This is a genomic window from Rhodococcus sp. S3 (genome assembly GCF_058211795.1).
The window spans coordinates 4065672-4080036 of the sequence record NZ_CM177074.1 but is presented as its reverse complement, the minus strand read 5'-3'; the positions used below and the strand labels follow the sequence as shown (position 1 = coordinate 4080036).

Sequence of the window (14365 nt, the reverse complement as noted above, 5' to 3'; positions counted from 1 at the left end):
GGCATGTGCGCGGGTACACCGGACGGAGCAAAGTTTGCAGTTAGGGTGGAATCCATGAGTGCTGCTGCAGGGTCCGTCTCGAGCATCTACATCGCAGCTCCGGAAGGGGACACCGGGAAATCGACCGTCGCCCTGGGGGTGCTGCAGACGCTGTGCGCGTCCACCGCCCGCGTCGGTGTCTTCCGGCCCATCGCGCGCTCCGACAGCGACATCGACTACATCCTCGAACTGTTGCTCGAACACACCACCGTCGACCTCTCCTACGAGGACTGCATCGGTGTCACCTACGACGACGTCCACGACGATCCGGACGCCGCGCTCAGCGACATCGTCGGCAAGTACCACGCGGTGGCCGACCGCTGCGACGCCGTCGTCATCGTCGGCAGCGACTACACCGAGATCGCCAACCCCAGCGAACTGTCGTACAACGCCCGCATCGCAGCGAACCTCGACGCTCCGGTGCTGCTCGTCCTGCGCGGTTCCCGCCGCACGCCCGCCGAGATCGCCCAGCTCGCCGGGGTGTGTGCGAACGAGCTCGCGGGTCAGCACGCGCATCTCGGTGCGGTCGTGGTGAACCGCTGCGACCCCGACGCACTCGACGAGATCGCACAGGCACTCGGCGACCGCACCGAACCGGTGTGGACCCTCCCGGAGGTACCCGCGCTGGTCGCGCCGACGATGGCCGAGCTGCAGACCGCGATCGGAGGCGAGCTCTACAGCGGCGACCCCGACCTGCTGCAGCGGGAAGCGCTGCGGATCATGGTCGGTGGCATGACCGCCGAACGGATTCTGGAGCGCCTCACCGACGGCATCGTCGTGATCGCTCCCGCCGACCGCTCCGACGTCATCCTCGCACTGGTCAACGCCAATGCCGCCGAAGGGTTCCCGACGCTCGCCGGCATCATCATGAACGGCGGTCTGCTGCCGCATCCGATGATCGCGGAGCTTGTTGCGGCTCTGAAACCGTCGCTGCCGATCCTCACCACCGACCTCGGCACCTTCGATACCGCCTCGGCCGCCGACCGCACCCGCGGCCGCATGGCCCTCGGTGCGCAGCGCAAGATCGACACGGCACTCGCGCTCATGGAACGGCACGTCGATGCGCACTCCCTGCTCGACCGGCTGCGACTGCCGCGACCGTCCGTGACCACCCCGCAGATGTTCGAATACCAGCTCATCGACCGGGCGCGGGCCCAGCAGCGCCACATCGTGCTGCCCGAGGGTGAGGACGATCGCGTCCTCAGAGCTGCCGGGCGTGTGCTCCAGCGCGGCATCGCGAAGCTCACGATCCTCGGCGACGAGGCAGCCGTCCGTCAACGGGCGTCGGAACTCGGGGTGGACCTGTCGGAAGCGCAGATCCTCGACCCGCGCACCTCCGAGCACGCCGACCGTTTCGCGGAGGAGTACGCGCGGCTGCGTGCCCACAAGGGCATGACCGTCGATCGTGCACGCGAGATCATGCGCGACATCTCGTATTTCGGCACGATGATGGTGCATCTGGGGCTGGCCGACGGCATGGTGTCGGGCGCGGCACACACCACCGCCCACACGATCCGTCCCGCACTCGAGATCATCAAGACCGAACCGGGTGTCTCCACGGTGTCGAGCATCTTCCTCATGTGTCTCGCCGACCGCGTGCTCGCGTACGGTGACTGCGCCGTCGTCCCCGACCCGACCGCAGATCAGCTCGCCGACATCGCGATCTCGTCCGCCGCGACCGCCGCCCGGTTCGGTATCGATCCCCGGGTCGCGATGCTGTCGTACTCCACCGGCGAATCCGGTTCGGGCGCCGACGTCGACAAGGTGCGCTCGGCCACGACGTTCGTGCGGGAGCGACGATCCGACCTGCTCGTGGAGGGGCCGATCCAGTACGACGCGGCGATCGAACCGACGGTCGCGAGCGCGAAGCTGCCCGACTCCGACGTCGCCGGTCGCGCCACGGTGTTCATCTTCCCGGACCTGAACACTGGCAACAACACCTACAAGGCCGTGCAGCGCAGCGCCGGTGCCGTCGCCGTCGGACCGGTCCTGCAAGGCCTGAACAAGCCGGTCAACGACCTCTCGCGAGGCGCCCTGATCCAGGACATCGTCAACACCATCGCCATCACCGCGATCCAGGCGCAGGAGGAAGACGCGTGAGCAGCCCGAACCCGGCCACCGCAGGCACCGTACTGGTCCTCAACTCCGGATCGTCGTCGATCAAGTTCCAGCTGATCGAGCCGGAGAGCGGAAAGTCGCTGGCGCACGGACTGATCGAGCGGATCGGGGAGCCGGAGGGTCGGATCGCCTTCCACCACACGACGGGTGTGGACGAACGCAACGACGCCATCGCCGACCACCGGACGGGTCTGCGTGCGGTGCTCGAGATGCTCGAAGGACTGGGCCGTCCGCTGCACGAGGTGGGCATCGTTGCCGTCGGACACCGACTCGTGCACGGCGGCAAGGTCTTCTACGAACCCACCCTGATCGACGACGATGTGGTCCGCGCCGTCGACGAACTGTCGATCCTTGCGCCCCTCCACAATCCGGCGAACGTCGTGGGAATGGAGGTCGCGCGGGAGGAACTTCCCGACATCCCCCACGTGGGTGTCTTCGACACCGCCTTCTTCCACGGTCTTCCGCCGCACGCGGCGACCTATGCGATCGACCGCGACATCGCGCACAAGCACGACATCCGGCGGTACGGATTCCACGGTACTTCACACGAATACGTGTCGGGGCGTGCCGCGGAGTTCCTCGGACGCGACATCGCGGACCTGAATCTGATTGTGCTCCATCTGGGTAACGGTGCGTCGGCGTCGGCGGTCGCAGGCGGGATCCCGATCGACACCTCGATGGGACTGACTCCGCTCGAGGGTCTCGTCATGGGCACGCGCAGCGGCGACATCGATCCGGGTGTCGTCATGCACCTCAGCCGGGCGGCCGGGTTGAAGGTCGACGCCATCGACGACCTGCTCAACCGGCATTCGGGCCTGAAGGGGTTGTCGGGTGTCAACGACTTCCGGGCCCTGCTGAAGCTCGTCGGCGAGGGCGACGAGGACGCGCGACTCGCGTACGAGGTCTACGTGCATCGCATCCGGAAGTACGTGGGCGCCTACACCTTCGAACTCGGCGGCGTCGACGCGATCGTGTTCACCGGTGGGGTGGGGGAGAACAACGTCGACGTCCGGCGCGACAGCCTCTCCGGCCTCGACCGGCTCGGCATCGTCGTCGACGATGCGCGCAACACCGCCGACGACGACGGGGAACGCCGGATCTCGGCCGACTCGTCGCAGGTGGAGGTGCTCGTGATCCCCACGAACGAGGAACTCGCCATCGCCCGCGCGGCCGTGCAGTTCGCCCGGCGCTGAGCCGTCAGGTCAGGCTGCACGTGCCTGATCTTCGATCAGGTCAAACTGCGCGGCCGGATCGCGTTCGCGAGGTCGACGAGGGTGTAACGGTGGGTGCGGGAGGGGGCGTTGCGCGCCAATTGCCGCAGCGCTGCCTCGGTGCCCAGACGTAGTCCCTTCTCGGTGAACGGTACGTCGAGGATGCGGTCGTACTCGCGACTCGACGCCCGGCCGCTGCGCACCCATTCCAGCGCGGTCCCGAGGACCAGTGCGCGCATCTGCAGGGCGCGACCCTCGTCGGGAGGCAGCGACGCGATCCGGTGCGCGGCCTCCCGAAGGTCCGCCTCGGAGATCTCCTCGACGCGACCACCTCGTAGCAGGACCAGGGCGGCGGTCATGGTCGCTGCACTGTGGTGCCGGGAGGTCGTGGGGACCTCGTCGAGCACGTCGACGGCGGCACGGATCTCGTCGCGGGCGGTGAGCTGGCGTGCCAACCCGAAGGCCGCGCTGACGACGGCGTGATCGGTGCGCCACACGACCCGGTAGGACTGCTCACAGAAGCGTCGCCACGCGTCGGGGTCGTCGCTCTCCCAGTGCTGCAGCGTCAGTTCGGCGGTGGCACCGAGTGCGATCTTCGGGGCGATCTCACCCGGAAGAGCCTGCAGTACCTTGTCGAACCGGGCGAACGCTGCCTCGTAATCGTCCTGCAGCAGTTCGGCGATACCGGCGTACCAGTCCATGCGCCAGTCGTCGCCGAACTCGCGTTCGAGGCGGGCGAGGATCTCCACCGCGCTGTCGACCTGCCCGAGATCGAGATGGGCGCGGACCTCGGCGAGGGTGATCTCCTTGGAGAACGACACATCGGATGCCCCGACGACCCGGCCGACCCCGTTCTCGCGCGCGTGCCGGAGCGAGTCGAGGGTCTGCTGCGGTTCGCTGTGCACCGCTGCGGCGAGGAGCGCGGCACTCGGATCGTTGGGGTCGAGCAGCGGGACGGGCAGAGCCGTCGCAACATCCTGCCCCCGCAATTTGGGGTCGCGCTCGATCCCGTCGGCGTACACGTCGGTGGGGACGAGCGCCTCGTCGGTGCCGAAGGTCGTGCGGGGCGGGCTGAACAGCCGGGACAGTCCGGGATGTTCGGTGCCGAGTTTCTTCGACAGGATCTCGCGCAGCACACCGGTGAGCTGTCCCTGCAGTTCGTCGGCGGACGAGAAGCGCTGCTGCGGATCGGGATTCGTGGCCCGCAGGAGCAGGCGGTGGAAGGAGTCGAACTCGTCGAGCAGGGGAGCCTGCTCGGGGGTGGGCAGACCGTCGCGGTACCGGCCCTTGTCCGACGGCATGTCGAGGGTGAGGACCGCGAGGGTGCGTCCGACCGTGTAGATGTCGCTCGCGACCGTCGGCCCGGTCCGGACGATCTCGGGTGCCTGATATCCCGGCGTCCCGTACAGATAGCCGTATCCCTCGATCGCGGAGACGGCACCGAGGTCGATGAGTTCGATCTGCTCGTCGGTGACCATGATGTTCTCGGGCTTGAGATCGTTGTAGACCAGTCCGATGTCGTGCAGATACTGCAGTGCCGGAAGCACTTCGAGCATGTACCCGATGGCCTGCTCGACCGGGATGCGGTTCGGCGGGGGATAGTTGTCGAGCACGGTACGCAGGGTGTGACCACCCAGGTACTCCATGACGATGTACCCCATCGGGGTGCCGTCGGGCGAGGGGTGCTCGACGAAGTTGTAGATCTGCACGATGCTCGGATGGCTGACCTCGGCCAGGAACTGGCGTTCGGCCACCGCGACCGCCTGCGCCTCGGCGTCGCCACCCTGCAGCAGGCCCTTCAACACCACCCAGCGGTCGCTCACATTGCGGTCGATCGCGAGATAGATCCACCCGAGTCCGCCGTGTGCGAGACAACCCTGCACCGCGTACTGCCCGGCGACGAGATCCCCGCGGTGCAGAGCCGGAGTGAACTGGAAATGTGTTCCGCACTGGGGACAATCGCCTTCGGTGGGGCCCGGCCCCGACGGAGTGCTGCGTCCCACCGGTTGTCCGCACTTCGAGCAGAACCTCTTGCCCTCGGAGACGTGGGGATCGCGGAGGACGGCGTCGACCGGATCCTTCGTGGTGGGGACCGGCACGTCGACGAGGCCGGCGATGCGGCGACGCTGGGTGCCGCGCGGCCGGACGCGGCGGCTCGACGAGCGCTGGGAGGACGAGCCGGACCAGATCGACGAGCGCTGGGTGGATTCGGGCCGCGTGGTGGGGACGGGGCCGCGTTCGGTGGCAGGTCCGGCATCCCCGGTGGCCCGGGCGGTGGCCGGTCCCGAGTCGCTCGTCGACGGCTCGGTCGCGGGCCCGGAATCCGCCGCACGCCTGGTGGCGGGCCCGGAGTCCACTGCCCGTTCCGTGGCGGGCCCGGAGTCCACTGCCCGTTCCGTGGCGGGGCCGGAATCGACCGACGGGGTCTCGGCCGGTTCGGGTTCGTCGGACATGGCCGTCACTCCCGGTAGTTCGGTGTCGGGGGTGACGGAGTGGGACCGAGCACCCGAAGGTACTTCTCGTACAGCGCCGTCCACGTCCCGTCGGAACGGATCCTTTCGAGGGTGGCGTTGACGAAACGTACGAGCTCGTCGCTGCCCAGCCGGATTCCGATTCCGTACGGCTCCGATCCCAGGGATGGGCCGACGAGTTCGAGATAGGGGTCCTGCGAGGCGAGTCCGGCGAGGATCGTGTCGTCGGTGCTCACGGCGTCGACCTGCTGTTGCTGGAGGACGACGAGGCAGTCGGCCCACGACGGCACGGTGAGGATCGACGCCGACGGCTGTACCTCCCGCATCCGGAGCAGCGAGGTCGTGCCCTCGACGATGCACACGCGCCGGCCGACGAGATCAGCGGCGGAGCGGATGTCGGATCCCCGGACGACGAGCACACGCTGCTGGGCCCGGAAGTACTCGGTGGAGAAGTCGACCTTCTCGCGACGGGCGCACGTGATGCTCATGGTCTTCGCGACGATGTCGACGGTGGAGTCCTGCAGCGCCTTCTCGCGCTCGGCCGACGACAGGATGCGGTAGTCGACGAGAGCGGGGTCGCCCAGGAGGTCGCGGGCGATCTCGCGCGCGATGTCGACGTCGAAACCGGTGATGCGCCCGGTCGCGGTGTCGCGGTAGCTCATGAGGTTGCTGCCGGTGTCGAGACCGACGATCAGCCGTCCGCGCGTGCGGATCCGATCGATCGCAGGTCCGGTGGCATTCGGGTCCGGGGGAAGCGAGGCGGTGGGATCGCCGCAGTCGGGGGCGGGAGGTGTGGCCACCGACGACTCGAGCATCCGCGCGTTCTCGGGGAGCGGGAGGGAGGTCGTCGTCCCCTGGAGGCCGGGGGCGCGCGGTGGGGGATCGGTCGCGCACCCGCCGGCGAGTGCGGCGACGACGCACAGGCTCGCAACGAGAACGCGCTTTCTCACTGGTACTCCTTCAACCGGGGCCGGAGACCGACCCACACGCCGACCAGCGCCACCGTCAGCAGCACCACCGACATCGGTGCGAGGCCGGCGAGGGTGCGGGAGGCGCGGAACTCGTTGTCGCGCAGTTCGGTGCGGGTGTCGTCGATTCCTTCCGTCAGAGCGGCATCGAGAGCGACGAACCGCGCGGTGGACTCGCCGGGACCTGCGCCGACCGCGAGGACCGAGGCCGCCGCGTAGTCGCCGCGGACGAGGGCGTCGACCATGCGTGCATGCGAGTTGATCCAGGCCTCGTGCGCCGACCGGGCGGTCTCCACCGCCTCGGCGCCGGCCTCGAGGGCGGAATCGCGAGCGTACTCGTCGAGAATGTCGCCGAGTCGCGACATGTTGGTCCCGAAGGTGTCGTCGTACGCGCCGGTCGTGTCGCGCCGGGCGATCAGCAGGGTCTCGGCGGTACGCGACTGCTGGGCGAGGATCCGTCCCTCGGTGAGATCGGCGAGCGGTGCCGCACCGCGCTCGATGGCGCGTTCGGTGGCACTCGACGAGGCCAGGCCGGCGACGAGCAACCAGCACAGCAGCGCGCCGGTCGCGCCGATCGCGACGAGGATTCCGGGATTGAGGGTGCGACGAGAGCGGCGGCTCACGACGACGTGCGCCACGCACAGGGCAGCGACCGTGACGAGGAGCAGCCCGATCGCGAGCCAGGGTGGTCGCACCGCGTCGCGCTGGGTGTCCTCGACGGCGGCGACGCCGCGCGTGTGCAGTTCCTGCGCGGCGGGGAGCAGTTCGGTCTGCATCAGGTGCGACGCCTCGCCGAGATATGCGGCGCCCACCGGATGCCCGGTGCGATTGTTGGTGCGGGCCGTCTCGATGAGGCCCGTGTAGACGGGCAGCAGCCGCCCGATCTCCGTCAGATTGTGTGCGGTCTCGCGGTCGGCGTCGGTCAGTCCGGTCGCCGCGATGACGAGATACTCCGCGGCTTCGTCGGTTGCCTGGATGTAGCGACTGCGCACCGCCTCCGGTTCGAGTCCGCCCGAGATGAAGCCCGTCACGGCGGCGGCGTCGGCCACCGACAGCGCGCTGTAGAGATTCTGGGCCGCGCTGGCCAGCGGCTCGATGGACGCGAGGAGACGATCGTGGGTGGCCTGCCTGCCGGACACCATCGTTGCGGAGACCGCTGCCGAGGCGACGAGCAGCACGGTGAGCACCACCCCCAGGACCACCAACCGGACCGGCGTGGATCGCAGCAGGGCACGGGCGTCGTCGAACCGGGCGTCCGGAGTGTCCGTATCGGCGTCGTCGCGGATGTGGCTCTCGACAGGAGCGAAGGGAGGGGTGATCCGTACGTCCACCGGGCACTCCCTTCCTCGTGTCGAGCGGTCTGAGGGGAGCATATAAGCAGCCCGGCGGTATTGTTGCCGTCCACGGACGGCGGGGATCCGGTACCGGGCACAGGCCCGGACGAGGGCGGGTCGGAGAGGCGGACGCAATGCGTGGAGACGGTGACGGCTGGGCGGTCGGACCGGACGGTGAGAAGCGCTGGGGACGACACGGTGCCGCAGGTCTGCTGCTGCGCGCTCCGCTCGCGGACGGTCGCCCCGCGGTTCTCCTGCAGCATCGGGCGGCATGGTCGCACCAGGGTGGCACCTGGGCACTTCCCGGCGGAGCCCGCGACTCGCACGAGAGCACCGTCGACGCCGCCGTGCGGGAGGCCCACGAGGAGGCCGGCATCGATGTCGCGGCCGTGACGGTGCGCGCCGAACGTGTCACCTCCGGTCTCGCGGGCGGATGGACCTACACCACCGTCGTCGCCGACGCCACCGAAACGCTCGTGACCAGCCTCAACCAGGAGAGCACCGAACTGCGCTGGGTGCCCGAACCGGAGGTCGAGGCAATGCCGCTGCACAGCGGCTTCGCCGAGGCGTGGCCGTCGCTGCGCACCTCACCGGTACGCATGCTGCTCGACACCGCGAACGTGCTCGGTGCGAGCGGCCCCACCGGATGGTGGCGCGACCGCCCCGGCGCCACGAGCGCCCTGCTCGCCGACCTCGCCGCGGTCCTGCCCCGCACCGTCGAATTTCCCGACGGGACGTTCGGTTGGGTCCCCCGCGTCGAAGCGGTCCTCGAAGGGCATGCCCGCGACGCGACGATCGACGACGTCCGGATCCCGGTGCACAGCGCGGACGGCAGCGGCGACGACGAACTGGCCCGGCTGGCCTGCACCGCGACGGCCGTGGTCGACCCCGGGGTGACGGTCGTGGTCACCGCGGATCGCGGCCTGCGCGCGCGGTTGCCCGAGGACACGATCGCGATGTCCCCTTCGACGGTGCTCGGTTGGTTACCCAACCGAAAGCGGAATGAGTCAACACTTTCTTGATGGAAATAAACCATCGCTGACTGAGCAGGGCTACTCGGAGTGCAGCGCAAGCCTATCTAGGTTTAATATTGGCGCTTGCCTTAGCTTGCCGCGAAATTCGGTTCGCGTGAGATTTTTTGCTGTTCCAGCTTTTCCTGTTTTCTGCCATAGCCAGCTACCATTCTCGATGTCAAGAATGTCGAGGCCGCGGTGAAGCCGAACATCGGTGTACTCACTCAGGGCAAGTACATAAGCTTCGTGCTTAACTCCTGGCCGATGCGGGTCTGATATTGACGATTGAACCAGGTGGGCAAATCTCATATCGACGAGATCTGCGAGGACCTCGTAACCGGGGTGACCCTCCATTGATAGATCCACTTTAAAATAGGTTGAGCCGTTATCTTTAATCTGATGCTTAAGCGTTTCAAGTGCGGAAAGAAGTTCCGCCGAGTTTCTTCCTGCGACATCTTGCTCAAGATCGCGTTTCTTACTTTGGGAGTACAATCCGGCTGCTGCAGCAACGTCTTCTTTTCCAATTTCGGCCGCTTTGGAGCTCCGCTTGCGGGCCGCTAAAATCGACGCAGAAAATAGGTTCAAGTAATCTCGGGGAACTCCACCTGAAGCCAAAACGAGACGTCCAAGCGCAGGGACCTTTGCAATTCTCCGAGCGGACCTGATTCCCGCTGTGGAAAGGTAGGATTCCAGGACCGACTCCAGGAACTTCTGAGTCGATTCGGGATCCTCCAGCGTGACGTCCAGGTTTACAATGAGGGCATCATGGGGAGGCTCTATACCCACCCGTGTAGAGACCTCGAATGGGCGGGTCAACCGTTCGATGCTTGCTACCTTGATCCAGCCATCACAGTCCCGCAGTACTCCTGCGAGATGATCAAGTAGCCGAGGTTGGTGTTGAGAATCTAGGAGATAGAAGTCATCGAGGAATACATATAGCCTCACAAGGTCGGGTCGAAGAACGCGCCGAAGCGTACGGTTTAACTCTGGAATTAGCTTGACCGCTGCGTTTTCCGACGTGTCTTCGACGAGTTTATTGCGTAGGTCATCGAGTGTGGATACGATGCCTGACGAGCTGGATCCGATTCTAAGAACTAGGTTTTCAAGTACGCTGTCAATAATGACAGAGAAGGCGGCTTCTGCGCTGAGTCTCCGAAGAGTGTGGGTGTTTATCCATACCGCAACATGTCCTTCTAGCTCCGCGATTCGTTTGACTTCTAGAAGGAGGGCGGTCTTTCCGACTCCGCGACGGCCATAGATCAAGTGGTGTCTTGGTGACGCAATAGCGTTCAAGCTCGCGCGTGGATCTTCCATGTAGCTCAAGCTGGGCACCGCGTCGGACGTTCTGGATCGAGCCTCAAGTAGTTGAATGAGTCGATCAACCGAAGATTCATGAAGGCGACCGCTTGCCGTCGAGACTGGTTCTTCGGCAGTCGTAGGAGGAGATCCCCGGAATAGGACTGTGACGGTTGAACCCTCAGGCGCCTTTACGCGCGTCTCTAATTCTCCGGCCAGGCTCTGGCCGACTGCAACCAAATCGGGATCTACGGTTACGATGACCCAGAATTCTCCAGGGAATTCCCGCTGCTGTATATCAAGCGCTTCAATGCCGGCTTGTTCGAGTGTGGGTTCAATCGCGGAGGCTGCGTCCATTGTCATAGTTATATGAGTCCTTCGTTCAACGCGAAATCAGAGCAAGTTGCCACAAACAGGGGTGCAATGGCTGCCATGTCGCGAGCGTCCCCCTCCCAGTCTTTTGTTGATATTGGATACAAATCATAGTCTGCCTGGTTCCGAATAAGCCGCGCTTGAGTCAATTCGGTTTGCCACGGTCCTGACGAGCTCGATGGCGGTAGTTTTTCCGGTAAATTCTTTGGCAGGATCGAGTGCTGCTGAAAATCGTCACCTTTATGGGTGGCGAACACTACTGCTCGAGCGGCGTGGTACATCGAATAATAGTGGCGGCTTATGGATGTTCGATATTCTCCGTCCTGGAAGAATCTATCCCCGATCCTAAGGTGATATCCAGCGAGCTCGAGTCGATCTGACACAACTTGGGATATCAATCTAGAAGAGTCGAAATTTTTTCCCAATTGCGCAGGTAGCGCTTGGATCTTCGCGGCATTGCTTAAGGCAATGCTAAGCAGAAGTTGCTCAGTAGTCGTCAATGTGGGCATTGCTAAAAGGAATTCCCACCTTTCATGTACCTAGATGAGGCTACAAACCCCTTAGTGATAGCGCCGGTTAGGCCGAAGGACTTCAGGCCGGCAGCGCAGCCTTCAGTGCTGCCGCGGCTGCCCGCGGATCGGAGGCCTTCGTGATCGCCCGGACCACCGCGACCCGCGTGGCACCGGCGTCGAGCACCTCGGGGAGCCGCTCGAGATCGATGCCGCCGATCGCGAACCACGGCCGTGCCGGCTGCGACTGCGCGACCTCGCGCGTCACCTCCAGCCCCGCCGCGGTGCGTCCCGGCTTGGTCGGGGTGTCCCACACCGGCCCGGACGCGAAGTAGTCGACGCCCTCCTCGATGTCGGCGAGCGCGGCCTGCGCCCGACTCGACGTCGAGCGGCCGATGACGATCTCGTCGCCGAGGATCTGCCGTGCGTGCCGCACCGGCAGGTCGCCCTGACCGAGATGCAGGATGTCGGCGCCCGCCGCGAGCGCGATGTCGGCGCGGTCGTTCACGGCGAGGAGCGCACCGTGGCGTGCACACGCCTCGCCGATGATCTCGAGGGCGGCGAGTTCCTCGCGTGCCTCGAGGCGTCCGAACTTCTTCTCACCGGCCGAGTCCTTGTCGCGCAACTGGACGATGTCGACCCCACCGGCGAGGGCCTCCTCGACGAACCGTGCGAGGTCGCCGGTGTCCCGGCGAGCGTCGGTGCACAGGTACAACCGGGCGGTCGCGAGGCGGCCGCGCGGGTCGGGATGGTTGCCGCGATAGGTGGTCACGACCAAGACGGTAGCCTCTAGGCAGAAAGTGACGACACGGGAGTCCCGAGGTTCGCGGGGCTGAGAGGGGGCCTGCCGGCCCCGACCGTTATGACCTGACCCGGATCATGCCGGCGCAGGGAGTGAGGTGGACCAATGGCAACTGTGGCCGTCGTGGGTGGCGGAGTGATCGGGCTGTCGATCGCATGGCGCGCGGCCCGCTCGGGGCACATCGTGACCGTGCACGACCCGAATCCCGGTAGCGGCGCCTCGTGGGTGGCCGGGGGAATGCTGGCCCCGCTGTCCGAGGGCTGGCCCGGCGAGGACCACGTGCTGTCCCTGGGTGCGGCCTCGCTCGACCGCTGGCCGGGATTCGCGGAGGCACTGCGCGCGGAGACCGGCGTCGACGTGTTCACCGCCGAGGCGTCGCTGACCGTCGCGCTCGATGCGGCGGACGCGGCCGACCTGCGGACCGTCGCCGAATGGGTCGGGGAGCGGGGGCACGAGATGCGTCTGCTCTCCCGTGCCGAGATCCGGGAGTTCGAACCGTCGCTCGGCCCGAAGGTGCGTCTCGGACTGCTCGCACCCACCGAGTCGTCGGTCGACAACCGCGCGCTCGTCGACGCCCTGCGCGTCGCGGCCACCGGGGCCGGGGTGCGTTTCTCCGACTCCGCCGTGCACGACCTCGCCGATCTCTCGGACGACCAGGTGGTGCTCGCCGCCGGCTCGGCGTCGGCGCGACTGTGGCCGGGACTTCCGGTCCGTCCGGTCAAGGGCGAGATCCTGCGCCTGCGGGTGCGGCCCGCCGCGACCCCGCCGCCGCAGCGCACCGTGCGCGCGAGTGTCCACGGTCGCCCCGCCTATCTGGTGCCCCGCCACGACGGTCTCGTCGTGGGCGCGACACAGTACGAGGCGTCCGACACGCAGGTCACGGTGGCCGGGGTGCGCGATCTGATCGCCGACGCCGAGCGGATCTTCCCGGCGCTCGGCGAGTACGAACTGTTCGAGGCGAGTGCGGGCCTGCGCCCGATGACCCCCGACAATCTGCCGCTGATCGGCCGGCTCTCCGATCGTGTCGTCGCCGCGACCGGCCACGGCCGCAACGGTGTGCTGCTCACGCCGCTCACCGTCGACGCGGTGCTCGCCGAACTCGGTGGGCGGTCGCTGGCCGACGCGCAATACGCCTGTCCTGGACGAATTACGGAAGCGAGTGTGGGATGACGAACGTGTCCGTGGGCATCACCGTCAACGGTGAGGACAAGTACTACGACGCGGCCCCGACCGTGTCGCAGCTGTTGAACGAGCTCGGTCTGCCCGAGAAGGGAATCGCGGTCGCCGTCGACGGTGTCGTGTGCCCGCGCGGCCGCTGGTCGGAGCCGGTCACGCGCGGAGCGAGCATCGAGATCCTCACGGCGGTCCAAGGTGGCTGACACACACGATCCCGGCGCCGACCTGCCGCAGCTGACCATCGCCGGCCGCACCTTCGGGTCGCGGCTGATCACCGGAACCGGTGGCGCGGCGAACCTGGCCGTGCTCGAGGAGGCACTCGTCGCGTCGGGTACCGAGCTGACCACCGTCGCGATGCGCCGCGTCGACGCGGCCTCCGGAACCGGTGTCCTCGACCTGCTGCGCCGTCTCGGCATCGAACCGCTGCCGAACACCGCCGGGTGCCGCGGCGCGAAGGAGGCCGTGCTGACCGCCCAGCTCGGGCGGGAGGCGCTGGAGACCGACTGGGTGAAACTCGAGGTCATCGCCGACGAACGGACGCTGCTGCCCGACGCCATCGAACTCGTCTCCGCGGCCGAACAACTCGTCGACGACGGCTTCGTCGTCCTGCCGTACACGACCGACGATCCCGTCCTCGCGCGACGGCTCGAGGATGTCGGTTGTGCCGCGGTGATGCCGCTCGGCTCGCCGATCGGGACCGGCCTCGGCATCTCGAATCCGCACCACATCGAGATGATCGTCGAGGCGGCGGGTGTGCCGGTGATCCTCGACGCGGGAATCGGAACCGCCTCCGACGCGGCGCTCGCGATGGAACTCGGTTGCGACGCCGTGCTGCTCGCGACCGCCGTCACCCGCGCGAAGGATCCGGCGCTGATGGCGTCGGCGATGCGCCACGCCGTCGAGGCGGGATTCCGTGCCCGGCACGCCGGTCGGATCCCGAAACGCTTCTGGGCTCAGGCATCTTCGCCGATGGAGCCGTGACCGTTACGGAAAACCCTTGAGAATCTTCGTGTTCAGGGGTTTTCCGATTATCGCGTGACGGGATACCGTGCGGTC

12 protein-coding genes and 1 riboswitch are annotated in these 14365 nt (G+C 66.7%); of the genes, 6 read left to right on the top strand and 6 right to left on the bottom strand.

From position 1 onward, the window contains the following. The first annotated feature begins 54 nt into the window (after positions 1 to 54). Both pta and AC0LPE_RS18920 read left to right on the top strand, forming a co-directional pair. Positions 55 to 2139: a phosphate acetyltransferase gene (gene pta, locus AC0LPE_RS18925; RefSeq protein WP_490604976.1), complete on the top strand. Its 2085-nt coding sequence runs from the start codon at positions 55 to 57 to the stop codon at positions 2137 to 2139. Beyond that, the gene (locus AC0LPE_RS18920) at positions 2136 to 3350 is read left to right on the top strand and encodes an acetate kinase (protein ID WP_490604975.1); all 1215 of its coding nucleotides are present in this window, start codon (positions 2136 to 2138) and stop codon (positions 3348 to 3350) included. Before pta ends, AC0LPE_RS18920 begins: the two co-directional genes overlap by 4 nt. A gap of 35 nt (positions 3351 to 3385) precedes the next feature. Here AC0LPE_RS18920 and AC0LPE_RS18915 read toward each other — a convergent pair whose 3' ends face one another. From AC0LPE_RS18915 to AC0LPE_RS18905, 3 genes are read right to left on the bottom strand one after another with little or no spacing between them, the layout of a single operon-like run. After that, positions 3386 to 5821: a serine/threonine-protein kinase gene (locus AC0LPE_RS18915; RefSeq protein WP_490604974.1), complete on the bottom strand. Its 2436-nt coding sequence runs from the start codon at positions 5819 to 5821 to the stop codon at positions 3386 to 3388. Positions 5822 to 5826: 5 nt separating this feature from the next. Next, entirely contained in the window at positions 5827 to 6789 is a 963-nt protein-coding gene (locus AC0LPE_RS18910) for a glutamate ABC transporter substrate-binding protein (protein WP_490604973.1), read from the bottom strand. Further along, complete coding sequence (locus AC0LPE_RS18905) at positions 6786 to 8138, bottom strand: GlnX family signal transduction membrane protein (protein WP_120280165.1); 1353 nt, start codon at positions 8136 to 8138, stop codon at positions 6786 to 6788. The genes AC0LPE_RS18910 and AC0LPE_RS18905 overlap by 4 nt, the downstream gene beginning before the upstream one ends. Before the next feature lie 137 nt (positions 8139 to 8275). Here AC0LPE_RS18905 and AC0LPE_RS18900 point away from each other — a divergent pair, with 137 nt between their 5' ends. Further along, positions 8276 to 9163, top strand: a complete 888-nt coding sequence (locus AC0LPE_RS18900) for an NUDIX hydrolase (RefSeq protein WP_490604972.1) — start codon at positions 8276 to 8278, stop codon at positions 9161 to 9163. A 30-nt stretch (positions 9164 to 9193) separates the two neighbouring features. Here the strand turns inward: AC0LPE_RS18900 and AC0LPE_RS18895 are convergent, their stop codons facing one another. From AC0LPE_RS18895 to thiE, 3 genes are all read right to left on the bottom strand, one after another. Beyond that, the gene (locus tag AC0LPE_RS18895) at positions 9194 to 10813 is read right to left on the bottom strand and encodes an ATP-binding protein (protein ID WP_490604971.1); all 1620 of its coding nucleotides are present in this window, start codon (positions 10811 to 10813) and stop codon (positions 9194 to 9196) included. A 2-nt stretch (positions 10814 to 10815) separates the two neighbouring features. Further along, a complete protein-coding gene (locus tag AC0LPE_RS18890; RefSeq protein ID WP_490604970.1) occupies positions 10816 to 11331 on the bottom strand; it encodes a HEPN domain-containing protein in 516 nt (171 codons plus the stop codon). Between the two features lie 82 nt (positions 11332 to 11413). Further along, on the bottom strand, positions 11414 to 12103 hold the full coding sequence (gene thiE, locus AC0LPE_RS18885; protein WP_016691589.1) for a thiamine phosphate synthase: 690 nt from the start codon (positions 12101 to 12103) through the stop codon (positions 11414 to 11416). Positions 12104 to 12129: 26 nt separating this feature from the next. Continuing rightward, positions 12130 to 12242: riboswitch (TPP riboswitch) on the top strand. On the opposite strand from thiE, the gene thiO reads away from it, so the two are divergent. The 3 genes from thiO to AC0LPE_RS18870 all read left to right on the top strand — a co-directional run bounded on the left by thiO (position 12239) and on the right by AC0LPE_RS18870 (position 14290). After that, positions 12239 to 13303, top strand: a complete 1065-nt coding sequence (gene thiO / locus AC0LPE_RS18880; protein ID WP_202400209.1) for a glycine oxidase ThiO — start codon at positions 12239 to 12241, stop codon at positions 13301 to 13303. It overlaps the preceding riboswitch by 4 nt. After that, positions 13300 to 13512: a sulfur carrier protein ThiS gene (thiS, locus tag AC0LPE_RS18875; RefSeq protein WP_006553656.1), complete on the top strand. Its 213-nt coding sequence runs from the start codon at positions 13300 to 13302 to the stop codon at positions 13510 to 13512. Before thiO ends, thiS begins: the two co-directional genes overlap by 4 nt. Next, complete coding sequence (locus AC0LPE_RS18870) at positions 13505 to 14290, top strand: thiazole synthase (RefSeq protein WP_006553655.1); 786 nt, start codon at positions 13505 to 13507, stop codon at positions 14288 to 14290. Before thiS ends, AC0LPE_RS18870 begins: the two co-directional genes overlap by 8 nt. Positions 14291 to 14365 lie beyond the last annotated feature (75 nt).